The organism is Bradyrhizobium sp. USDA 376 (assembly GCF_054063675.1).
In genome coordinates this window covers 8,398,889-8,419,327 of sequence record NZ_JBSSGN010000001.1, presented here as the reverse complement: position 1 = coordinate 8,419,327, position 20,439 = coordinate 8,398,889, and the positions used below count along the sequence as shown (strand labels likewise).

Annotated in this window: 24 protein-coding genes; 12 read left to right on the top strand and 12 right to left on the bottom strand. The window is 63.8% G+C overall.

The window, feature by feature from the left end:
* Positions 1 to 120 precede the first annotated feature (120 nt).
* The 7 genes from ACVJ19_RS39685 (at position 121) to ACVJ19_RS39655 (ending at position 6,664) form a co-directional block, all read left to right on the top strand.
* The gene (locus tag ACVJ19_RS39685) at positions 121 to 1,053 is read left to right on the top strand and encodes an ABC transporter permease (protein WP_453954473.1); all 933 of its coding nucleotides are present in this window, start codon (positions 121 to 123) and stop codon (positions 1,051 to 1,053) included.
* Positions 1,053 to 1,856: an ABC transporter permease gene (locus ACVJ19_RS39680; protein WP_453954472.1), complete on the top strand. Its 804-nt coding sequence runs from the start codon at positions 1,053 to 1,055 to the stop codon at positions 1,854 to 1,856. The genes ACVJ19_RS39685 and ACVJ19_RS39680 overlap by 1 nt, the downstream gene beginning before the upstream one ends.
* Before the next feature lie 28 nt (positions 1,857 to 1,884).
* Positions 1,885 to 2,949 carry an extracellular solute-binding protein gene (locus ACVJ19_RS39675; RefSeq protein WP_453954471.1) on the top strand — a complete coding sequence of 355 codons (1,065 nt, stop codon included), beginning with the start codon at positions 1,885 to 1,887 and terminating at the stop codon, positions 2,947 to 2,949.
* Positions 2,950 to 2,960: 11 nt separating this feature from the next.
* A complete protein-coding gene (locus ACVJ19_RS39670) occupies positions 2,961 to 4,055 on the top strand; it encodes an ABC transporter ATP-binding protein (protein ID WP_453954470.1) in 1,095 nt (364 codons plus the stop codon).
* 136 nt (positions 4,056 to 4,191) lie between these two features.
* Positions 4,192 to 4,887, top strand: a complete 696-nt coding sequence (gene pxpB, locus ACVJ19_RS39665; protein ID WP_453954469.1) for a 5-oxoprolinase subunit PxpB — start codon at positions 4,192 to 4,194, stop codon at positions 4,885 to 4,887.
* Positions 4,884 to 5,861 (top strand): 5-oxoprolinase subunit C family protein, encoded by a 978-nt coding sequence (locus ACVJ19_RS39660; protein WP_453954468.1) that lies wholly within the window; start codon positions 4,884 to 4,886, stop codon positions 5,859 to 5,861. The genes pxpB (ACVJ19_RS39665) and ACVJ19_RS39660 overlap by 4 nt, the downstream gene beginning before the upstream one ends.
* 35 nt (positions 5,862 to 5,896) lie before the next feature.
* The gene (locus ACVJ19_RS39655) at positions 5,897 to 6,664 is read left to right on the top strand and encodes a 5-oxoprolinase subunit PxpA (RefSeq protein ID WP_453954467.1); all 768 of its coding nucleotides are present in this window, start codon (positions 5,897 to 5,899) and stop codon (positions 6,662 to 6,664) included.
* Here ACVJ19_RS39655 and ACVJ19_RS39650 read toward each other — a convergent pair.
* The 6 genes from ACVJ19_RS39650 to ACVJ19_RS39625 are packed head-to-tail and all read right to left on the bottom strand — an operon-like array spanning position 6,657 to position 11,313.
* A complete protein-coding gene (locus ACVJ19_RS39650; protein WP_453954466.1) occupies positions 6,657 to 7,082 on the bottom strand; it encodes an acetyl-CoA carboxylase biotin carboxyl carrier protein in 426 nt (141 codons plus the stop codon). The two genes, ACVJ19_RS39655 and ACVJ19_RS39650, sit on opposite strands and share 8 nt — an antisense overlap.
* Positions 7,067 to 8,050, bottom strand: coding sequence for a 5-oxoprolinase subunit C family protein (locus ACVJ19_RS39645; RefSeq protein WP_453954465.1), 984 nt, complete (start codon positions 8,048 to 8,050; stop codon positions 7,067 to 7,069). Before ACVJ19_RS39645 ends, ACVJ19_RS39650 begins: the two co-directional genes overlap by 16 nt.
* Entirely contained in the window at positions 8,047 to 8,709 is a 663-nt protein-coding gene (pxpB, locus tag ACVJ19_RS39640; RefSeq protein ID WP_453954464.1) for a 5-oxoprolinase subunit PxpB, read from the bottom strand. Before pxpB (ACVJ19_RS39640) ends, ACVJ19_RS39645 begins: the two co-directional genes overlap by 4 nt.
* Positions 8,706 to 10,058 (bottom strand): acetyl-CoA carboxylase biotin carboxylase subunit, encoded by a 1,353-nt coding sequence (accC, locus tag ACVJ19_RS39635; RefSeq protein ID WP_453954463.1) that lies wholly within the window; start codon positions 10,056 to 10,058, stop codon positions 8,706 to 8,708. Before accC ends, pxpB (ACVJ19_RS39640) begins: the two co-directional genes overlap by 4 nt.
* Positions 10,058 to 10,507: an acetyl-CoA carboxylase biotin carboxyl carrier protein gene (locus ACVJ19_RS39630; RefSeq protein ID WP_453954462.1), complete on the bottom strand. Its 450-nt coding sequence runs from the start codon at positions 10,505 to 10,507 to the stop codon at positions 10,058 to 10,060. Before ACVJ19_RS39630 ends, accC begins: the two co-directional genes overlap by 1 nt.
* 47 nt (positions 10,508 to 10,554) lie before the next feature.
* Positions 10,555 to 11,313, bottom strand: coding sequence for an SDR family oxidoreductase (locus ACVJ19_RS39625; protein ID WP_453954461.1), 759 nt, complete (start codon positions 11,311 to 11,313; stop codon positions 10,555 to 10,557).
* A 142-nt stretch (positions 11,314 to 11,455) separates the two neighbouring features.
* Between ACVJ19_RS39625 and ACVJ19_RS39620 the strand changes: the two genes are divergently transcribed.
* From ACVJ19_RS39620 to ACVJ19_RS39610, 3 genes are all read left to right on the top strand, one after another.
* Positions 11,456 to 12,478 carry a LysR substrate-binding domain-containing protein gene (locus ACVJ19_RS39620; protein WP_453954460.1) on the top strand — a complete coding sequence of 341 codons (1,023 nt, stop codon included), beginning with the start codon at positions 11,456 to 11,458 and terminating at the stop codon, positions 12,476 to 12,478.
* A 96-nt stretch (positions 12,479 to 12,574) separates the two neighbouring features.
* Positions 12,575 to 13,246, top strand: coding sequence for a 4-carboxy-4-hydroxy-2-oxoadipate aldolase/oxaloacetate decarboxylase (locus tag ACVJ19_RS39615; protein ID WP_453954459.1), 672 nt, complete (start codon positions 12,575 to 12,577; stop codon positions 13,244 to 13,246).
* 35 nt (positions 13,247 to 13,281) lie between these two features.
* Entirely contained in the window at positions 13,282 to 14,268 is a 987-nt protein-coding gene (locus ACVJ19_RS39610) for a peptidyl-alpha-hydroxyglycine alpha-amidating lyase family protein (protein ID WP_453954458.1), read from the top strand.
* A gap of 28 nt (positions 14,269 to 14,296) precedes the next feature.
* Here the strand turns inward: ACVJ19_RS39610 and ACVJ19_RS39605 are convergent, their stop codons facing one another.
* The 6 genes from ACVJ19_RS39605 to ACVJ19_RS39580 all read right to left on the bottom strand — a co-directional run bounded on the left by ACVJ19_RS39605 (position 14,297) and on the right by ACVJ19_RS39580 (position 17,934).
* Entirely contained in the window at positions 14,297 to 14,806 is a 510-nt protein-coding gene (locus tag ACVJ19_RS39605; protein ID WP_453954457.1) for an Lrp/AsnC family transcriptional regulator, read from the bottom strand.
* Between the two features lie 57 nt (positions 14,807 to 14,863).
* On the bottom strand, positions 14,864 to 15,028 hold the full coding sequence (locus ACVJ19_RS39600; RefSeq protein WP_453954456.1) for a hypothetical protein: 165 nt from the start codon (positions 15,026 to 15,028) through the stop codon (positions 14,864 to 14,866).
* A gap of 199 nt (positions 15,029 to 15,227) precedes the next feature.
* Positions 15,228 to 15,554, bottom strand: coding sequence for a hypothetical protein (locus ACVJ19_RS39595; RefSeq protein WP_453954454.1), 327 nt, complete (start codon positions 15,552 to 15,554; stop codon positions 15,228 to 15,230).
* Positions 15,555 to 15,589: 35 nt separating this feature from the next.
* On the bottom strand, positions 15,590 to 16,405 hold the full coding sequence (locus tag ACVJ19_RS39590; protein WP_453954453.1) for a MetQ/NlpA family ABC transporter substrate-binding protein: 816 nt from the start codon (positions 16,403 to 16,405) through the stop codon (positions 15,590 to 15,592).
* A gap of 45 nt (positions 16,406 to 16,450) precedes the next feature.
* A complete protein-coding gene (locus tag ACVJ19_RS39585) occupies positions 16,451 to 17,794 on the bottom strand; it encodes an LLM class flavin-dependent oxidoreductase (protein WP_453954451.1) in 1,344 nt (447 codons plus the stop codon).
* Positions 17,791 to 17,934: a hypothetical protein gene (locus ACVJ19_RS39580; RefSeq protein WP_453954450.1), complete on the bottom strand. Its 144-nt coding sequence runs from the start codon at positions 17,932 to 17,934 to the stop codon at positions 17,791 to 17,793. Before ACVJ19_RS39580 ends, ACVJ19_RS39585 begins: the two co-directional genes overlap by 4 nt.
* A gap of 560 nt (positions 17,935 to 18,494) precedes the next feature.
* Here ACVJ19_RS39580 and ACVJ19_RS39575 point away from each other — a divergent pair.
* Together ACVJ19_RS39575 and ACVJ19_RS39570 are read left to right on the top strand one after the other, a co-directional pair.
* A complete protein-coding gene (locus ACVJ19_RS39575) occupies positions 18,495 to 19,211 on the top strand; it encodes a hypothetical protein (RefSeq protein ID WP_453954449.1) in 717 nt (238 codons plus the stop codon).
* Positions 19,212 to 19,509: 298 nt separating this feature from the next.
* Complete coding sequence (locus ACVJ19_RS39570) at positions 19,510 to 20,436, top strand: TauD/TfdA dioxygenase family protein (protein ID WP_453954448.1); 927 nt, start codon at positions 19,510 to 19,512, stop codon at positions 20,434 to 20,436.
* Positions 20,437 to 20,439 lie beyond the last annotated feature (3 nt).

Sequence of the window (20,439 nt, the reverse complement as noted above, 5' to 3'; positions counted from 1 at the left end):
GTCATAATCCTTCCTGATGCCCCTAAACGAAGATGTTCTTGGTCCTGTAGGATGCCGACGCATAAGCTTTATGCAAAGAGGGGTATTGCCTTGGTATCGCGCAGTCGAGGACGGCCAGCGATGACCACCAGCGACGAGGCGGTGGCAGTCTTAGGTGTTCAAGCTCCACCGGCAACCCGGCGGGCATCGCGGTGGCGCCTGGTGTTGCCTGTCGGGCTCCTGGCCATCCCGATGCTGGCGTTCCTGACGTATTTCTTCTTCTATCCGGCGCTGGGGCTGCTGCTCTCGAGCATCCAGACACAGGACAGCCGCGGCATCATCGGCCGTCCGTTCACGCTTGCGCACTACGCCCGTCTGATCAACGTCGAGCTCTATGCACGCGTGCTCTGGACGACGCTGCGGATCAGCATCATCACTTCGGTGCTTGCGACAGTGCTCGCCTATCCGGTCGCGCTGGTGATGGTCAAGAGCCGTCCGATGGTCACGCGCATCATCACCCTGATCGTCATCGCCCCTCTGATCGTGAGCGTGGTGGTTCGCGGATATGGCTGGCAGCTCGTGCTCCAGAACGGTCCGAAGGGAATGCTGAACTGGATTCTAATGACGCTGCATATCGTCGATGCCCCGATATCGGTCCTCTACACCGAGGCCGCCGTCGTCATCGGGTCGCTGCACGTGTTCTTCCCGATGATGGTTTTGCCACTGGCGTCAGCGCTCGGCAAGATCGATCCCAACCTCGAAGATGCAGCTCGCATGCTGGGCGCCCCGTGGTGGAGGGTGTTTCTCCGGGTGACGCTGCCTTTGAGCATGCCCGGCTTCGTCGCGGGCTTTACCCTGGTCTTTTCGCTCACCGCCGGCTCCTTCGTCATTCCGGCGATCCTGGGCGGCGCCTCGGCGGTCATGCTCGGCAATCTGATCGAGCAGCAGATCTTCGTCGTCTACGACTGGCCGTTCGGCGCCGCGATCGCCGTCGTTCTCGTTGGCCTCGTCCTTGCGGTGAACGGCGTCTCGATGTGGCTTCTGGAAGGCCGGCGTCTCAGGAGGGCCGAGTGATGGACGAGCGGTTTTCCGGTTTTGGCGCCTTCATCCTCTATACCATCACCGCCGGCATGATGCTGTTCATCCTGGCGCCGTTGCTCCTCGTCATGGCGGTGTCGGTCTCCGATTCCTATTTCGTGACGTTCCCGCCGCAGGGCTTCACGCTGAAATGGTATGCCAAGGTTCTGCAGGACCGCGACTTCCTCGAGGCGATGAGGCTGAGCATCCTCCTCGCGCTCGGCACCACGGCGGGCTCGCTCCTGCTCGGCGTGCCCGCGGCCTTCGCGCTGGTGCGCGGCCATTTCTTCGGTCTGGCGGCGATCAAGGGATTCCTGCTGTCGCCGCTGATTTTCCCGGCGCTGGTCACGGGCCTCGCGCTGCTTCAGGTTCTGACCAAGCTCGGCTCGCAGGATGCGCGGCTCAACCTCCTGATCGGACACGTGGTCGTGACGTCGCCCTATGTCATCCGCACCGTCGTCACCAGCCTTCAGCTTGTGGATGAGAACCTGGAGGATGCCGCGCGCACCCTCGGCGCAAACCGGCTGACCACCTTCTGGCGCGTGACGCTGCCGCAGATCGCCTCGGGCGTCGCCGCCGGCGGGCTGTTCGCCTTCATGGTGTCCTTCGACAATTACCCGGTCACGATGTGGCTGGCGAACTCGGAATACTCGCCCGTGCCGCTCGTCCTGATGCGGCAACTGGTCAACGTCTTTGACCCTTCTGTACCGGCGATGTCGACGATCATCATCCTGATGGCGATGGTCGGCGTGCTGCTGCTGGAGAAACTGGTCGGCCTTCGCCGCGCGCTGGCTGCCTGATGTGCATTGGTAGATGGAGATTGGACCCATGAAGCTGACACGTAGGACTCTCATTAAAGCCGGTGCATCCGCGGTTGCCTTCCCGACGATCATCAGCCGGTCGTGGGCGCAGGACGCCAAGCAACTGCATGTCGGCGTCTACAACTCCGCGCTGGGCAAGCTGATCCAGAAGGAGGTCATTCCCAAGTTCGAGGCCGAGTACAAGTGCCGCGTCTTCACGATCGAAGGCGCGACGCTGTCCAACATCGCCGCTCTGCGCGCGACCCGCGACACGCCGCGCTTCAGCATGATGATGATGGACGATGTCGGTATCCCTCAGGCCAAGCAGGAAGGGCTGATCGACAAGCTCGACGCCGCCAAGATTCCAAATCTCGCAAAGGTCTATCCGCGCTATCTCTTCGAAGAAGATTATGGTGTTGGCTTCTCGATCTCGAGCGCGGCCATGTTCATCAATCCGCAGGTGACGAAGCCGCTCGAGAGCTATGAGCAGATCTTCGAGGCGAAATATCGCAAGCAGATCCTGCTGAACACGCCCAAGAACACCCAGAGCGTGCTGATGCTCATCGTGGCGACGGCGCTCACGACCGGCAAGCCGCTGAAGGAGGCGCAGTATCTGGTCGATAGCGGCTGGGACAAGCTCGCTGCTCTCAAGCCCAACGTCCTGACGATCTACGATAGCGAGGCGCAGGTGCTCCAGGTGGCCCAGGGCCAGGCGACGATCGGCGGCATCGAATATTCGAAGGCGATTTATCCGCACACGGCCAAGGGCATGCCGATCGACATGACCTTCCCGAAGGAAGGCGCCTTCACCGGCATCAACAGCATGACGCTGGTCAAGAATGCGCCCGAGCCGGAGCTCGCGTGTGCCCTGATCAACCGCATTCTGGAGCCCTCGGTCGCCAAGATGCTGTCCGAACAGACCCTCAGCGCGCCCTCGGTGGGCGGCATCGACTTCAAACCGGAGACGGCCAAGTTCCTGGCCTATCCCGACACCAAGGCGACCGATCTCGGACTGTTCACGCCGGATTGGAAGTTCATCGTTCCGCGCCGCGGTCCGTGGCTGGAGCGCTATAATCAGGTGTTCACGAGCTAGGACAGGCTGCCATGAGGTCTTCCGAAGTCAGGCTTGACCGCCTCAGCAAGGAATATAACCGCACCGTTGCGGTCGACGACGTCTCGCTTACGATCGAGCCCGGCCACATGGTGGCGCTGCTCGGTCCGAGCGGATGCGGCAAGACGACCTGCCTGCGTATGATCGCGGGGCTGATCCGCCCGACATCCGGCGATGTCTTCGTGAACGACAGGAGGATGACCGGCGTTCCCGTGCATCGCCGCAACGTCGGGATGCTGTTTCAGAACTACGCGTTGTTTCCTCATCTGACTGTCGAGGAGAACATCGCCTTCGGCCTGGAGATGCGCGGGATATCCAAGGCCGATGCCGCAAGAAAGGTGGCCGAGGCGCTCAGCCTCGTGCAGCTCTCCAGCTTCGGCAAGCGCTATCCGGCGCAGCTCTCCGGCGGCCAGCAGCAGCGTGTCGCATTGGGGCGCGCCCTGGTGATCGAGCCGGCCATGCTGCTGCTCGACGAGCCGCTCGGGGCGCTCGACAAGGGGCTTCGCGAGAGCATGCAGGTCGAGCTGCGCGCCCTTCAGCGCAGGCTCGGTCTGACCACCGTCATGGTGACCCACGACCAGGACGAAGCCCTGACGATGGCCGACAAGATCGTGGTTATGCGCGATGGCAAGCTCGAGCAGGTCGGCTCGGCGACCGAAATCTACCAGCGACCGGCCTCGAAATTCGTCGCGCAGTTCATCGGCGCGTCAAATCTGTTTCATGGGCCTGTCGAGCAGCGCAATGGAAGTGGAGCGGTCATTCGCGTCTCGCCCGAATTGAGCCTGCAGGTCGACCAGATCCCACAAGCGGCAAGCGACGTGATGGTCTCGATCAGGCCCGAGGCGATCGTGGTCGAGCGTGTTGGCCAGAGCCCGGCGGCGCAACGCGCCAACAGCGTGACGGCGCGCGTCGATCAGGCCATCTATCGCGGGTTCGTCAGTCATTACTATCTCAAGACGCCGAGCGGCGGGCAGATCATCGTATTCGAGCAGAACCAGTCGCAGCAGGCCGGCCTCCGATACGCGGTGGGCGAGGAGGTCGTGGCGCGGTGGGAGTCGCCCAGCAATCACGTCATTGCGCGTCACTGAAGCCGGAGGCGCGCGGCGTCCTACGGGCAATCGACATCCCTTATACCCGCAGACGAACATCGTCTTGGATCGGCTTGCGCCGCTTGGCTAGATCTAGGGGAGGCAGCGCCACGGGCGTGCGACCAGCGAGGCCCTTTTGTCGATTAATCAGCCCAACGCTCCTTTTGTCGGCACGATCGAGAAAAGCCCGAAGATCAGTCTGATCGGCACGCTTGCGATGCTGGTCGAGGCGCCGGGTGATTTCGACCTGGTGCAGCAGGGCCGTATCTGGGCCCTTGCGGATGCGGTTTCCACCTGGCCCAACGTCCAGGAGGCCGTCATCGGCGTCACCAATGTGATGCTCGTGTTCGGGCAGCCGCCGGAGGATATCGACATGCTCGGCGCTTCGATCGTCGAACTGTGGCATCGTGTCCCGAGCCGCAAGGCCGACGGCAAGCTGATCGAGATTCCCGTGGTCTATGGCGGCGAGCTCGGCTTTGATTTGCCGGCGATTGCGAAGCGCTCCGGATTGTCCGAGAGTGACGTCATCAGGATCCATAGCGAAGGCGAATACACCGTCTGTGCGGTCGCGAGCTCGCCGGGGTTCGGCTATCTCCACGGCCTCGATCCGCGCATCTACATGCCGCGCAAATCCGTGCCCTCCCTCAACATGCGGGCAGGCTCGGTGACGATCGGCGGGATGCAGACCGGCGTCGCTGTGCTGACAAGTCCCAACGGATGGAATGCCATCGGCTGGGCGTCGGTCACCATGTTCGATCCGAGGTCTGAACAGTGCTCGCTGATGCTTCCGGGCGACCGTGTCAAATTCAGGATCGATCGGATCGAGCTGTGATCGAGATCCTCACCAGCCCCGCCTTCAACACCATCCAGGACCTGGGCCGCCACGGCGCGCGTCGTTTCGGAGTGAGCACGTCGGGCGCCATGGATCCCGTCGCGCTCGCCGCCGGCAATGCGCTGCTTGGCAATGACGATAATGCGGCCGGCATCGAGATCCAGACCTTTCCGTTCCGCCTGCGCTTTTCGGCCGACACCGCATTTGCGCTCACCGGCGCCGATCACGACTCGACGCTGGCGGGATTGGCCGTTCGCCCGTGGTGGTGCACGCAGGCGAAGGCAGGCGACATTCTCGCGATCACCGCACCACGGCGCGGGGCGCGGGTCTACGCGACATTCGGCGGCGGCATCGATGTTCCGCGCGTGCTGGGCTCGCGCAGCACGCATCTGCGCGGCGGCTTCGGCGGGCTCGAGGGCCGTACCTTGCATGCGGGCGATGTCGTGCCGATCGGAAGTTCGTCGGGCGGGAGCGACGGCCGCTTCGACTTCGGCGTCGCGCCGCCGGATGTCGCGATCGCGGGCGCCGCTCCAGCGGATGACCGTGTGCTGCGGATACGCGTCATGCGGGCCGGCGAGTACGACCTGTTTTCGGACGCGATGCAGGCGACATTCTGGTCGACGCGATGGAAGATCAGCGCCCAGAGCGATCGGGGCGGCTACCGTCTCACCGGCGGCAAGCTGACATTGGACGCGCCGATCGAGATGCGCTCGCACGGTGTGGTGGCCGGCGTCGTGCAGGTGCCGCCGGCCGGCGAGCCGATCATCCAGATGAGCGATGCCAATACGGCCGGTGGCTATCCGAAGATGGCGGCCGTGATCCAGGCTGATCTCTGGCGCCTCGGCCAAGCGACGCCGGGATCGGTCATCGCCTTCAGTGAGGTGAGCTACCAGGACGCGGTCGCGGCCATGGCTCCCGTCAACGATTACCTCGCGAAGTTGCGAGCGACCGCGGATCTCTATCGAGCGCTTTGAGTGGACGTCAACAATAACAAGAGCAGGGTACGAACATGAAAATCGGCATCAATTCGGACATGGGCGAAGGCTTCGGCAATTATCGCATCTGCGACGACGAGGCGCTGATGGGCATCATCTCGTCAGCCAACGTGGCGTGCGGTTTCCACGCTGGCGATCCCATCATCATGGATCGCATGGTTCGTCTGGCCAAGCAGAAGGGGGTCGAGGTCGGCGCCCATCCGGGCCTGCCTGACCTGCTCGGATTTGGCCGCCGCGTGATCCAGATGGACGCCGCCGAGCTCGAGAAGCACATGGTCTATCAGATCGGCGCCTTGCAGGCGATCGCGGCCAATGCGGGCCACCGCGTGACCCATGTCAGCTTCCACGCCGCGATGGGCAATATGGTCAATGCCGACCCCGACATGGCCGATGTCGTCGCCCGTGCGATTGCGACCATCAATCGCGATTTCATCGTGTTCTCGCAGCCTGATGTCGAGATCGTGCGCGCCGCGCGCAAGGTGGGCCTGCGCATCCTGACGCTGTTCCTGGCTGATCGCGCCTATGACGAGCACGGCCATCTGGTGTCCCGCAAGCTTCCCAACTCGGTCATCACCTCGACCGAGGCCGTGGCCGAGCGGGTCAAGCGCTTCCTCGACAGCGGCACTGTGCAGACGATCGAGGGCAAGTCGATTAAGGTCGAGGCACGCTCGATCCTGATTCACAGCGACACGCCAGGATCAGTCAACCTCGCCGGCACGGTGCGCCGCGTGATCGAGCAGGGCGGCGGCGAAGTCACGCCTGCGACCGTTCTGCTCAATTGATCGGGCTGCTCCCGGTGAGCGGGCGGATGCGCACAATCGGTGTGCCGTAGCCGACCGTTGCGCCAGGCTCCGCGATCACGGCGTCGACGGTGCCGGCGGCCGGCGCCACGATGGGCGCATACAAGAGCCCGATCTTGACGACGCCGACGATCGCGCCGGCCTCGATGCGCTGGCCCTGTACGACGAACGGCTTGTCCCGCCAGGGATGAGCCGCAAGGAAATGCCCCGCGACGTCGGCTTTGGCAATGACGGAATGGTCTGCAGCGGGAGTGGCAAGCGTCGGTGATTCAGCCAATCGCGGGCGCACGTCGACGACGAGTTTCAGGGACTGGCCCGGCTCCTCGATTTCGATCGTGTCGACGCCGGACCTTTCGAGGATCTGCGCCAGACGCGCGATGTCGGTCAGCTTGATCGGCATGTTCTGGTCTCCTCGACAAGGCGTACATTGGTTTTGAGCCGATCGAGATAGGCCGACATCTCGGCTTCGGCTGCCAGCGCATCGGTATAAGCAGTTTGCTCGAACCGCAGCTTGCTGCCGAGCCGCGCCTGCCCGACGCGCCACAGATCGGCGCGGATCACGGTTGCGATCTTCGGGTAGCCGCCGGACGTCTGCGCGTCGCGCATCTGGATGATCGGCTGCCCGTTCGGCGGAATCTGGATGACGCCGGGGACGATGCCGTGCGAGCGCTTCTCGATCGGCGCCTTCGGCTTCACGACTGGGCCTTTCAGGCGGTAGCCGTAACGGTTGCTCTGTGGCGTGATCTTCCAGCTGCTGGACCAGAACAGCGCCTGCGTGGCGGCGTCGAACCCGTCATACTCGCCGGCAATCACGACCCTGACGATGGTCTCGTCCGCGGCGGCGTTCGGCCGTGCGAGCGTGATTTCGGCCGGCTCGACCCCGAGCTCCCCGATGGTCGCAGTCGATGCGGCGCAGGGCAGGATGTCGCCGGGCTGGAGCGGCCGTCCGTGCCAGCCGCCGAACTCGCCGCGAAACTGCGTGCTGCGCGAGCCAAGCACCGCGGGCACGTCGATGCCGCCGCCGATGGTCAGATAGAGTCGTGCGCCGCGGGGCATCGCCTTGATGGTGAGAATATCTCCGGTACGGGCGTGCGACCGCCACCATGGCGGGATCACGCGTCCTGCGATCTCGGCGGCGACGCCGGCGCCGGTGAGCGCAAAGGCCATGTCCCGGTCGAAACGAAGCTTGAACGGCAGCATCGGGATTTCGATGCCGGCAGCGTTCTCGTCGTTGCCGAGAAGGATGTTGCCGGCACGCAGCGCGACATCGTCCATCGCACCCGACGTGCCGACCCCGAAGCGATACTGGTCGAAGCGGCCGATATCCTGGACGCTGGCGGGCCCTGTGACTGACAGGATCTCGATCACCGGATCACCCGTTCGATCTCGAAGCGGATCGTGTCGCCCGGTGTGAGCGCAGCAGGCGTCGGCCAGGACGGATCGAAGAACGTCCAGCGCGTATGCCCGATGGCGTGCCAGCCGCTCGGCCCGGGCGAGGCGGAGACGCCGGTCTGCGATCCGCCGATCGACACCGAGCCGCCCGCGGAGCGTTGCAGCGGCGTCTGCCGTCGCGGCATGGTGATGCGCGGGTCCATGCCGCCGAGATAGCAATAACCGGGATGGCTGCCGAGCGCGAACACCGTGTAGAGCGGCGCGGCGTGGATCGAGACCACGTCGTCGACGGACAGGCCGCAATGATCGGCGACGGACTGAAGAGACGATCCGATCTCGCCGCCATAGGTGACAGGCAGCCTGATCTCGCGGCCGCCGATCGCGAGGCCTTCCGCCGCGTCCCAGCCGTCGTTGAGCGCTTCGATCAGAGTGTCGAGCTCGCGAGGAGCGGTCTCGAAAGTCAGCATCATGTTGGTGATGCCGGGAATGGCCTCGCGGATTCCCGGCCATTTCGACGCAGTGGCCGCCAGTGCCCAGATGCGCCGCTGGTGCTGCAGGTCGAACGCGCCGGGCGCCTCGAACAGGAGGGCCGATGTCCCGAGCAGGCTGATGCGTGGTCGGTCCGGGGTCGTCATTGCGCGGCTACCCGCGCGTTCATCCAGTGCTCGAGGTGATGGATGTCGTAGCCGCCGCGGCAGAACGCGGGATCGCCGAGGATCGCCTGATGCAACGGCACATTGGTTCGGATGCCTTCGACGCGCAGCTCGGACAAGGCGACGCGCGCACGCGCCAGAGCTTCCTCGCGGGTGCCGCCGTGGACGATGAGCTTTCCGATCAGCGAGTCATAGTGACGGGGAACGGTGGCGCTGGCGGTGATATGCGAATCGACGCGGATGCCGATGCCGCCGGGCACGTCCCAGCGCGTCACCGTGCCGGGCGAGGGCGCGAAAGTGGTGGGGTCTTCGGCATTGATGCGGAATTCAACGGCATGGCCGACACGGGCGATGTCGCCTTGCGCGATGCCCAACGGCTCGCCTTGGGCGATGCGGATCTGCGCCTTGACGATGTCGATCCCCGTCGTCACCTCGGTGACGGGATGCTCGACCTGGACGCGCGTGTTCATCTCGATGAAGAAGAACTGCCCGTCCTCGTAGAGGAATTCGAACGTGCCGGCGCCGCGATAGCCGATCCGCCGGCAGGCCTCGACGCAGCTCGCGCCCACCCGCTCGATCAGCGCGCGATCGATGCCGGGCGCGGGAGCTTCCTCGACCACCTTCTGGTTCCTGCGCTGGAGCGAGCAGTCACGGTCGCCGAGCCAGAGATGGTTGTCGTGCTGGTCGCACAGCACCTGGATCTCGATATGGCGCGGTTGTTCGAGGAATTTCTCGATGTAGACCGCAGCGTTCTTGAAGGCTTTGCTGGCTTCCGCGCGAGTCAGCGCCAGCGCCTCGTCCAGCACGGCCTCGCTGCGCACGATCCGCATGCCGCGTCCGCCGCCGCCGCCGGCGGCCTTGATGATGACGGGGTATCCGATGTCCCGCGCGATCGCGCGCACCTCGGCCGGATCATCGGGCAGGGCGCTGTCCGGCCCGGGCACGCAAGGCACGCCCGCCGTCCGCATCGCACGCTTGGCCGCGACCTTGTCGCCCATGGTCCGGATACAATCCGCCGGCGGGCCGATGAAGGTGAGGCCGGCGCGCGCGACCCGATCGGCGAACTCTGCACTCTCCGAGAGGAAGCCGTAACCCGGGTGGATCGCCTGGGCGCCGCTAACCTCGGCTGCGAGCAGGATCGCCGCAACGTTGAGATAGGTGCTCGCCGGCGCCGGCCCGATGCAGAGCGCCTGGTCTGCGAGCGCGACATAGCGCGCGTCGCGGTCCGCTTCCGAGTGGATGACGACCGTCTTGAGACCCATCGTCCGACAGGCGCGCTGGATGCGAAGCGCGATCTCGCCGCGATTGGCGATCAGGACCTTGTCGAACATCAGGATGAACCCGCAGGACCGATCCGGAACAGGGCCTGACCGGCTGCGATCTCCTCACCGTTCTCCGCGAGGATCGCGAGCACGATACCTGGCGCCTCGGCGGCGATGTCGATGAAGGTCTTCATTGCCTCGATGATGCAGATCTTCTGCCCGGCCGCGATCCGCGCGCCGACCTCGACCAGCGGCGGCTCGTCCGGCGCAGCAGCCCGGTAAAAGATGCCATGCATCGGTGCCGGCACGACGATGTCGGCGGTGACCTCGGGAGCAGGGCGTTCCTGGTGATCCAGAGCAGGGACCTCAACCTCGACCCGGTTTGCAGGCTGAGCCGGGACCGCAGATGCTCCGCGCTTGAGGATGCGGATGCGGGTTCCGTCCTGCGTGAGCTCCAGCTCTGCGATGGAGGAGCGCGTGACGAGATCGACGAGTTGTTCGATTTTGGCGAGGTCCACAGTCACGCTCCGCGTTGACGGCCCGCCGAGTTCGGGGCGTTCATGTATCACTCGGCCGGCGGCCGGCTCTTCTGTGCAAAATTGAGGCCGCCGACGACCTGCTGGGTCGGCAGGACTTCCATGAAGGCGACATTCATGCGCGCCGGCGACCCAACCGCGAACGCGATCGAATTGGCGATGTCCTCGGGCTGAAGTGAATCATAGTCGTCGAAGAAGCGGCGCTTCGCTTCGGCCAGATCACCGAGCAGCCGGCCGAAAACCTCGGTCTCGACCCGGGCCGGCGATATCTCGGTGACGCGAACCCTGGTCCCGTAGAGATCGACGCGCAGTTGCTGCGACAGCGAGTGAATGCCGGCTTTCGTGGCATGATACACGGTGTTGCCGCCGCCAAACGCGTAATGGCCGGCGATCGAGGAGATGTTGACGACATGGCCGCGGTCGCGGCGCGCCATGCCCGGAACGATCAACCGCGTCAGATGCAGGACCGCGCGCAAATTGACGTCGATGAGGGCGTCGACATCCTCGGGCGTGGTGTCCAGGATATTGCCGCGCCGGGACTGGCCGGCGTTGTTGACCAGGACATCGAACTCGGCCGACTTCGCCAAGGCCGCAAGCGCATCGAGGTCGCTGATGTCGACGGCGCAGGCGCGGCAGCCGGTCTCCGCGGACAGGGCGCTCAGGCGAGCGGCGTCGCGGGCCACGGCGTAGACTTCGAGCCCTTCCGCACTCAGGCGGCGAACCGTCGCAGCCCCTATTCCGGAGGATGCGCCCGTCACCAGGGCCGTCCGATAGTCCGAAAATCCCATCCGCGAGGGCTCCTCTGCTACCGTCCAACCCGCTGGTGGCGTCGGCTGCAACGCAAGCGGCGGACGAGTTCAGCACTAGCTATAGGCCCCTCAGGTTCCCGGTGGTAAGAACAATTCCTTCTGATCCCATAGCTTCAGCCTATTGCTGCTGCACTGCTCCCTGACTGGAGACGCCGTATTGGATACGAAACGTTTGGAGGCCTTCATCAAGGTCGTGGATCTCGGCAGCATGACGAGCGCGGCGAAGGTGCTGAATGTCGCTCAGCCGGCCCTGAGCCAGCACATTGCGAGCCTGGAGGCGGACTTCAAGTGCAAGCTGCTCGACCGCAGCGCCCGCGGGGTCAAGCCCACCGAAGCCGGACGAATCCTCTACCGCTATGCCAAGTCGATCCAGCGGCAGATCGAAGAGGCGAGGCGCACCATTCTGGACAACAAGCCGGAGCTGACCGGCAACGTCACGATCGGTCTGGCCCCGCTCAGCTCGGCGGCATTGCTGGCGACCCCGCTGCTGATGCAGGTGCGCGAACGCTATCCCGGCATCGTGCCGCACATTTACGACAGCTCCGGAGTCATGCTCAGCGAGATGATGCTGAAGGGGAGCATGGATATGGCTGTCCTCTACGGCGAGCGCCCGGTGACCGGTCTCGATTACAAGCCGCTGATGCGCGAGTACTTCTATCTTGTGGCGCCCCGCAGCATGTATTCGGAGCAGATGCCTTCGGAGGACGTTTCGGCGGCGGAGGTCGCGCAATTCGACCTGCTTCTTCCATATCGGGAATCCTTCCTGCGGCAGACGGTAGAGCGGGTCTGCGCCGAGGTCGGACTCCGCCCGCGCATCGTCGCCGAGATCCATTCCCAATCGACCCTCTCTTCGGCGATTGCAGCCGGAGTGGGGGCGGCAGTGCTGCCGATGTCGATCGCAAAGGAGTTGCCGAACCTCGACGAACTCTGCATTCGACGGATCAACGCTCCGTCGGCCTCGCAGCAAATGTCGCTATGCATCTCCGATAACGCTGCGTTGTCCGATGCCGCATTCGCCGTCTACAAGATCCTGCTCGAGATCATCGTCAAGACCTGGGGGCCGTTCGATGTCCAGCTCGTCTCGGCTGCAATCGCAACGGGCGGCCCAACGTCGCCTCTGGACGGGCCGAGGGACGAGCCATAACGAAACACGATGCGGCAATCTTAAAATCTGAATTTGCCGCCCGAGGGCGGTTGGTTATGGAGGTGTAACGGAGATCGCGACCGCAAGGAGGTTATCATGGTGCATGTGATCAGGACATTCGATCGGCCCGCCGCCGAGCTTGTCGAGCGCATCAAGAAGTTTCCTCCGTCCACCCTTCACGAGGCGCAGGGACGATCGGGCGCGCTGACTTCCCGTATCAAGCCGATCTATTCCGGGATGCGGGCCTGCGGACCGGCGCTGACTGTGAGCTGCCATCCGGCCGACAACATGATGCTGATCACGGCGATTTCGCTGGCGCAGCCAGGCGACGTGCTCGTGGTGAGCGCCGGCGATCATCCCGAGCAGGGTGGCTTCGGCGAGGTGCTGGCGACGGCCTGCGTCGCCAAGGGCATCGTCGGCCTGGTCACGGATGCCGGCGTTCGCGACGGCCTTGCGGTGCGCGACACCGGTTTCAACGTCTTCTCCTACGGCCTCTGCATGAAGGGCACGGTCAAGGAGACGCTCGGCACCATCAATCAACCGATCGTCATCGGCGGCATCGCCGTCCGCCCCGGCGATATCGTGAGTGCCGATGACGACGGCGTCGTGATCGTGCCGAAGGAGAACATCGCCGACGTCTGCGCCAAGTCGGCGGCGCGCGAGGACAAGGAAGCCGGCGTGATGAAGGCCCTCAAGGCCGGGGGTGACATCCTCGAACTGTCCGGCATCGGCAAGGTGCTGGAGTCCAAGGGCTGCACCTTCGCCTGAGCGGACAAGCGCCGCACGTACGCATGGGAGATCAGGTGTCAGCCATTCTCGGCTCGGGCGAGCATCGCTACCGCGTCGTCGACAATTGGGCGAAGCTGCCGGACGGCTGGCAGCTCACCGACGTCGCCTCCGTCGCGGTCGACAGCAAGGATCGTATCTACGTTTTCAACCGCGGCGTCCATCCAATGGTGGTGTTCGACCGCGATGGCAATTTCCTGCGCAGCTGGGGTGAGGGGCTTTTCTCCCGCGCCCACGGCCTGCATATCGATGCCGACGACAATCTCTACTGCACCGACGACGGCGACCATACGGTGCGTAAATGCACGACCGACGGCAAGGTGCTGCTGACAATCGGAGTCCCCGAAAAGCCCGCGCCGTTCATGAGCGGCGATCCCTTCCATCGCTGCACCCACACGGCTTTGTCACCGACGGGCGAGATCTACGTATCCGACGGCTACGGCAACGCCCGCATCCACAAATTCACGCCGGACGGCAAGCTGATCAAGAGCTGGGGCGCGCCGGGCACCGATCCTGGCCAGTTCAACATCGTGCACAATATCGTCGCTGATGCCGACGGCTGGGTCTATGTTGCCGACCGCGAGAACCATCGCGTGCAGGTGTTCGACGGCAACGGCAAATACGAGACGCAGTGGAACAATCTGCACCGGCCGTGCGCACTCTGCTGTTGCGGTGGCGGCAAGAGCCCCACCTTCGTCATTGGCGAACTCGGCCCCGCCATGCCCGTCAACCGCAAGGTGCCCAATCTCGGCCCGCGGCTGTCGATCGTCGACGCCAAGGGCAAGCGCATCGCGCGACTTGGCGGCGAGGATGGGCCCGGTCTTGCGAGCGGCAAGTTCCTCGCGCCGCATGGTATCGCGCTGGATTCCAGAGGCGACATGTATGTCGGCGAGGTCGGCGTCACCGACTGGAAGACGAATTTCCCGGATGAGGAGATGCCGGCCGTCGTCCGCACCACGCGTTGCCTGCAGAAGCTAGAGCGAGTGGTGGACGGCCCTCGCTAGAGGCGAACCTCGAAGGATGGCGCGGCATTTACTCCGTCATCAGGGCTGGCACCGGCAGCGCCGTGATCGACTTGATCTTCTCCATCGCGAAGCGCGAGGTGACGTTCTTGAGCGGGACGGCGTGGATCAGCTTCTTGTAGAACACGTCGTAGCTCGACATGTCCGGAATGACGACGCGCAGCATGTAGTCGACGTCGCCGGCCATCCGGTAGAATTCCATCACCTCGGGCATGGCGCTGACCGCCGCGGCAAAGCGCTTCAGCCAGGCGTCGGAGTGATCGGAGCTTTCCACGGATACGAACACAGAAAGACCGAGGCCGATCTTGTTCTGGTCGACCAGCGCGACGCGCTTCAGGATCACGCCGTCGGCTTCCAGCCGCTGAATGCGCTTCCAGCAGGGCGTGGACGACAGGCCGACGCGATCGCCGATCTCCGCCACCGAGAGCGAGGCGTCCTCCTGAAGCACCGTGAGGATCTTGCGGTCGATGGCATCCAGGCGGCGGCCGGTCTCGGCGAGCTGCAGCGCAGCGTCGGTCATTGTTTGATTACCCTTGTGTCAATGGAAAGCTCGGGGCCGGCGCCTGGGCGGCCTTTTTCAGCCGTGAGGCCCGAACAGAAAGATCTCGTAAAGGTCGTCCTGATGGCCGCCCTGGTCATCGTTCGGGCCGCCCGTCTGCGGCCGCAGTGAGCGCCGGAACCAGCTGCGTGCCTGTTCGAGCCAGCTGGCGATGCCTAGATGCAGCGAGACGAGATAGCTCATGTTCACTCCGGACAACGTTGTAGGGCGAGAACCCGGCAAGGCTATCACGGGCGACAAGACGTTGAACATCGCCTGGCGTGGGCGACGATCAGTTTGGTTGGATCGTGCTGAAGCCGTCATCTGTCCGAGCAGAAAATTCCATGGCGTCGTTTCGCAAGGAACGATTTTCATGCGGTACACCGGGCGCGGGAAGGTTGGATCAGTCGTTTGTGAGCAGCGCGAGCACGTCGGCGTGCCGCAGGCGCGGGGTGGAGCCGGCGTTCAGCGGTCTGCGGCAGGAGTCCGACACCATGGGCAGCACAGGCATGCCCATGCTGCCGAACGATGCATACAGCACGCTCCGGTCGGCGCGCGCGTGCAAATGCGCCCCCGTCATGATGCCGAGCACGAACAGGAACGCGATCAGCAGGACCAGCGGCAGGATCAAAGCCTCATGCCTGCCGATGCGATCCGTCACTGCTCTTGCGTCGATCGCCCGCTCGGCAGGAGAACGAAGGCCGGTCCATTCCAGGGTGAATTCGAACATGCTGGCGCCGCGTCTCACTGTTGTTCCGCGATCCCTCACTTCATGTAGTCGGGCAAGGTGAACCCGTCATAGAACCGGTCGGCTCGGATTGCCGTCTTGAACGTCGGAGACTTGTAGCCGGCGACGATGTCCTGGGCCCATTCGGCGTTGGCGTTGGCCTTCTTCACCGCGAGCACGTTGATGTAGGGCGTCGTCATCCTCTCGAGCGCAAAGGCGTTGGTCAGCTTCAGGCCGCTGAAGATCGCGAAATTGCCCTGGATGGCGGCGAAATCGACGTCGTCGAGCGCGCGCGGCGCCTGTGCGGCCTCGAGCGGCACGAGCTTGATTCCGCCGGGATTCTTGATGACGTCGAGCTCGGTGACGTCGACCGGCTTGCTGTCGCGGATCTCGATCAGGCCGAGATCGCGCAGCACCCACAGCGCGCGCTGCAGGTTGACCGGATCGTTCGGCACCGCGACGCTGGAGCCGGACTTGATCGGCGTGCCCAGCGGGTGCTTCTTCGAATAGAGGCCCATTGGCGGTGTCGGGACGTGGACGATGCCGACTAGATCGGTCTTCTGGCGCTCGTTGTAGGAGTCGAGGAAGACCGTATGCTGCATCACATTGGCATCGATCTCGGCCTTGAACACCGCGTTGTTGGCTTCAAGACCGGTCGAGAACTCGACATAGCGGACCTTGTAGCCCTTCTTCTTCAGCTCGGGCTCGACGCCGATCTTGAATTCGTCAATGTACGGTCCCGGCACGAAACCGACCCGCAGCTCAGGCTTGGCGGGTTGCTGGGCCAAAGAGTCTCCGGCAGCGAAGGGAGAAAGAGCCAAAAAGCCGGAGAGGAGGAACAACGCTGTCTTCATGTTTTCTTACTGATCTCAAGTTTCGATGGGAGTACGGATGCGGTGTCAGGCGATCGCCTGGACCGCGTTGGAGTAGATGCTGGCGGGCCGGGCGAGGCCGTAATGCTCACGCAGCGTCGTGCCGGTGTAGTCCTCGCGGAACAGGCCGCGCTCGCGCAGGATCGGAACGACCTGCTCGGCAAAGACATCGAAGCCGCCGGGCAGGCAGGGCGGCATGACATTGAAGCCGTCCGCCGCGCCAGCCTCGAACCAGGTCTGGATGTTGTCGGCGATCTTTTCCGGTGTGCCGGCAATGACCCAGTGGCCGCGCGCGCCGGCGAGGCGCTGCACCAGCTGGCGGATCGTCGGCTTCTCGCGATCGAGGATGTCGACCACAAGCTTGAAACGGCTTGCAACGCCGCGCGCGCTCGCGGTGTCGATCAAATGGCGCGGAACGGGACCGTCGAGATCGTAGCCGGTGAGATCGAGGCCGATCATCTGGCGCAGCTGGGTCAGGGAATATTCCGGCTGGATCAGCTCGTTGAACTCGTCCTGGAGCCGATCGGCCTCACCTTGCGTGCTGCCGATGAAAGGGCTGATGCCAGGCAGAATCTTGATCTCGTCGGGACCGCGGTCGAAAGTGCGGGCCTGGCGCTTGATGTCCGCATAGAAGGCCTTGGCCGAGTCTAATGTCTGGTGCGCGGTGAAGATCGCCTCTGCGAACCGGGCGGCGAAGGCGCGGCCGTCGTCGGAGGAGCCAGCCTGCACATAGACCGGCCGGCCCTGCGGCGTGCGCGAGATGTTCAGCGGGCCGCGCACGCGAAAATGCTTGCCGACATGGTCGAGCGTGTGGATCTTGCTGGTATCGGCGAAGATGCCCGAGATGGGATCGTTGACGAGTGCGTCGTCCTCCCAGCTGTCCCAGAGCCGCGAGATCACGTCGAGATACTCGCGGGCGCGCTCGTAGCGTTCGTGATGAGGGGGGTGCTCCGGCAGACCAAAATTCTGCGCGGCCTGTGGCGCGCTGGTCGTCACGATGTTCCAGCCGGCGCGGCCTCGGCTCAGATGGTCGAGCGAGGCGAACAGGCGCGCGAGGTTGTAGGGCTCGGTGTAAGTGGTCGACGCGGTTGCGATCAGGCCGATGCGCTTCGTCACTGCGGCAATCGCAGCCAGCCAAGTGATCGGCTCGAAGCGAAAGCGCTGGGCGTAGCGGACATTGTCGGCGAGGGCTGGCCCGTCGGCGAAGAAGATCGCATCGAACTTGCTGGCCTCGGCCCGTTGCGCCAGCTCCTGGTAAAAGGTGATGTCGAGGATGCGCTCCGCCGACGATCCCTTGTAACGCCACGCAGCTTCATGATGGCCGCCGGGATAGATGAAGAGATTGAGAACAAGCTGCCGTTGGATGCTCATGTTCGATTGTCCAAATGCGTTGACCGGATGGGAGCGCTGAGGAGCTTGCCGTGGTGAAACTGGAGGATGCCTGCCTGCTCGTAGGTGCGTGCAAGCTCTGGCGTGTCCCGTTCGAGGCTGATGACGCCGGCGGTCGACATCGTGGCTTTCCAAAATCTCCAACGAGCCGTCGTGACGGCTTGATCGAGACGAACTCTATGTTGTCGGGGTGAGAAAAGTCGATGAAATGGATTTGCGTTGTTCGGTGCGACGCGAGCATGAATCTAGCGGCGGGAACGCATCAAGTAGATGATGTCGCGAACCGATCGTCTCAACTGAAAGTCGACGTGCGAGCGAATGTCCTGTCGCCCCTCCTGGCTTGCTCCGCGCTGTCGACGAAAATCTTTCAACACGCTGTGACCTCGCGGTGGGTTCGTTGTCCGGGCCGCCAAACAAAGCCGATTCCATTTTATTGACTGAGTGTCGCTGGCTTCTACGATTTGGTCGCATCTGATGCGGACAAATCCGGGTGCAACATGTTTCAGTCTGATATCGACGACGCGGCTCGCGAGACCTTGCGTCTGATCGGTCCAGATCCGCAGAACTGGGTCCCGGATCGTCACGGGGTCGATCATAACGTCGCCATCATCGGGGGCGGGCAATCCGGAAGCGCTCCGCGTTCGATGCCGCGGCGGTTGCGCTGGAGGCCGGGGCGAGGGAGGTGCACCTCTTCGCACGCCGCGACAAGATTGCTTCGGAGGCCGTGATCAGGACGCGCGGATATCCCGGAGCCTACGACAATTACGGAGCGCTGCCGGACGCGGTCCGCTGGCATCAGGCCATCCGCTTCCGTCGCGCCGGGTCGACGCCGCCGCCCGACGCCATCGCGCGCGCCGTCAAGTTCCCCAACTTCCATCTTCATCTGGCGGCGCCGTGGACCTCGGCCAAGCCGTTCGGGCGACGGTTGCTTGCAACCACGCCGCAGGGCGATATCGCATTCGATTTCGTCATCGCTGGTACGGGCTATCAGGTCGATCTCCCAAAGCGACCGGAATTGGCTGCCTTCTCCAACGAGATCCTGTTATGGCGCGACCGCTATTCTCCGGCCGCGGACGAGCAGGATGATGCCCTGGGCGCGCATCCTTATCTCGGCGCGGGTCATGAATTCCTGGAGAAGGAGCCCGGTCGAGCGCCTTACTTGCGGAACATCCACGTGTTCAATCCCGCGGCGTTCGTCAGCTTCGGTCTGCCGATTGGAGACGTGCCGAGCTTCAAGCGCGATATTCCGGGCGTCGTCGCGCGGATCAGCAGGGATCTGTTCCTTGCCGACCTTGCGGCGCATGAGGCCCGGATCAACGGGCCGATCGCCGACGACTTCGAGCCGTCGCTTTATGCGTCGGCCGTCTGGCGTTCGCCGAACATCGTCGCGGCAGAATAGAGCAGAGCGCAAGTCGCAACTGGACACGCCATGACCGCAGATGCGTCTGTTTCTCAACTGCCGCCAACTTTGGAAGCTATTTCCGAAGCCCTTGAGTTAGCATCGTGTGACTGAACAAGAGGCTGCATTGATGCAGCCTCCAAGGAAAGGTCCCGCCAGACGCGATTGCCGCCAGAGCAGATGGCAGTCTCGCAAGAGGATCGATCGCAACATCACTGCCTTTCACTCCGCCGTCGCAACAGCGATCGGCGAACGGCGGAGCCTTGTCCAAATGGATCGCGGTCTCGGGGAAGATGACATGACTGACGGAATCACCATCGACAACGTCATTCCGCGTGCGGATATCGTCAAGCGATCGGCCCGCATCGGTGCCGAAATCAGGAACATCAGGCTTTCGGGCGATCTTCCGGATCGGACGATTGCGGCGATCAACCAGGTGCTGCTCGAGCACAAGGTCATCTTCTTCCGTGACCAGAATCATCTCGACGATGCCGAGCAGGAGCGTTTTGCCCATCGGCTCGGCAAGCTGGTGCCGCATCCGACGGTCGGCGCCACCAAGGGCACGGCTTCGATCCTCGAACTCGACTCTGCGCGGGGAGGCGGGCGCGCCGACCAGTGGCACACCGACGTCACGTTCGTCGACGCTTATCCGAAGATCTCGGTTCTGCGCGGCGTCGTGATCCCCGAATTCGGCGGCGACACGATCTGGTCGAATACGGCTGCGGCCTATCTCGACCTGCCCGCGCCGCTGCGCAAGCTCGCGGACGAGCTCTGGGCTGTGCACAGCAATGCCTATGACTATGCGGTCAAGACCCGCGCCAGCGAGGCCGACCGGAAGCAATTCGAGGAGGTCTTCACGGCGACGGTCTACGAGACCGAGCATCCCGTCGTCCGCGTCCATCCCGAAACCGGCGAACGTACGCTGGTGCTCGGCAATTTCGTCCAGCGCTTCGTCGGCCTGTCGAAATACGATAGCCAGAAGCTGTTTGATCTCTTCCAGTCGCACATCACCGCGCCGGAGAACACCGTGCGCTGGAGCTGGCGGCAAGGGGACGTGGTCATCTGGGACAATCGCGCGACCCAGCATTACGCCGTCAACGACTATGGCGACCAGCACCGCGTGGTCCGGCGCGCTACCATCGATGGCGAAGTGCCGGTCAGCATCGACGGCCGGAGCAGCGTCACTCGGATCAAGGTGACGAAGCCGCAGGCGAAGGCCGCCTGAGGC

Coding starts and splice junctions, on each gene's coding strand:
- pxpB (WP_453954464.1), bottom strand. CDS start 8,709: ATGACGACCCCGGACCGACCACGCATCAGCCTGCTCGGGACATCGGCC.
- ACVJ19_RS39670 (WP_453954470.1), top strand. CDS start 2,961: ATGAGGTCTTCCGAAGTCAGGCTTGACCGCCTCAGCAAGGAATATAAC.
- ACVJ19_RS39590 (WP_453954453.1), bottom strand. CDS start 16,405: ATGAAGACAGCGTTGTTCCTCCTCTCCGGCTTTTTGGCTCTTTCTCCC.
- ACVJ19_RS39605 (WP_453954457.1), bottom strand. CDS start 14,806: ATGACCGACGCTGCGCTGCAGCTCGCCGAGACCGGCCGCCGCCTGGAT.
- ACVJ19_RS39585 (WP_453954451.1), bottom strand. CDS start 17,794: ATGAGCATCCAACGGCAGCTTGTTCTCAATCTCTTCATCTATCCCGGC.
- accC (WP_453954463.1), bottom strand. CDS start 10,058: ATGTTCGACAAGGTCCTGATCGCCAATCGCGGCGAGATCGCGCTTCGC.
- ACVJ19_RS39615 (WP_453954459.1), top strand. CDS start 12,575: ATGGTGCATGTGATCAGGACATTCGATCGGCCCGCCGCCGAGCTTGTC.
- ACVJ19_RS39580 (WP_453954450.1), bottom strand. CDS start 17,934: ATGTCGACCGCCGGCGTCATCAGCCTCGAACGGGACACGCCAGAGCTT.
- ACVJ19_RS39595 (WP_453954454.1), bottom strand. CDS start 15,554: ATGTTCGAATTCACCCTGGAATGGACCGGCCTTCGTTCTCCTGCCGAG.
- ACVJ19_RS39570 (WP_453954448.1), top strand. CDS start 19,510: ATGACTGACGGAATCACCATCGACAACGTCATTCCGCGTGCGGATATC.
- ACVJ19_RS39680 (WP_453954472.1), top strand. CDS start 1,053: ATGGACGAGCGGTTTTCCGGTTTTGGCGCCTTCATCCTCTATACCATC.
- ACVJ19_RS39650 (WP_453954466.1), bottom strand. CDS start 7,082: ATGCCGATCAAGCTGACCGACATCGCGCGTCTGGCGCAGATCCTCGAA.
- ACVJ19_RS39675 (WP_453954471.1), top strand. CDS start 1,885: ATGAAGCTGACACGTAGGACTCTCATTAAAGCCGGTGCATCCGCGGTT.
- ACVJ19_RS39625 (WP_453954461.1), bottom strand. CDS start 11,313: ATGGGATTTTCGGACTATCGGACGGCCCTGGTGACGGGCGCATCCTCC.
- ACVJ19_RS39655 (WP_453954467.1), top strand. CDS start 5,897: ATGAAAATCGGCATCAATTCGGACATGGGCGAAGGCTTCGGCAATTAT.
- ACVJ19_RS39600 (WP_453954456.1), bottom strand. CDS start 15,028: ATGAGCTATCTCGTCTCGCTGCATCTAGGCATCGCCAGCTGGCTCGAA.
- ACVJ19_RS39685 (WP_453954473.1), top strand. CDS start 121: ATGACCACCAGCGACGAGGCGGTGGCAGTCTTAGGTGTTCAAGCTCCA.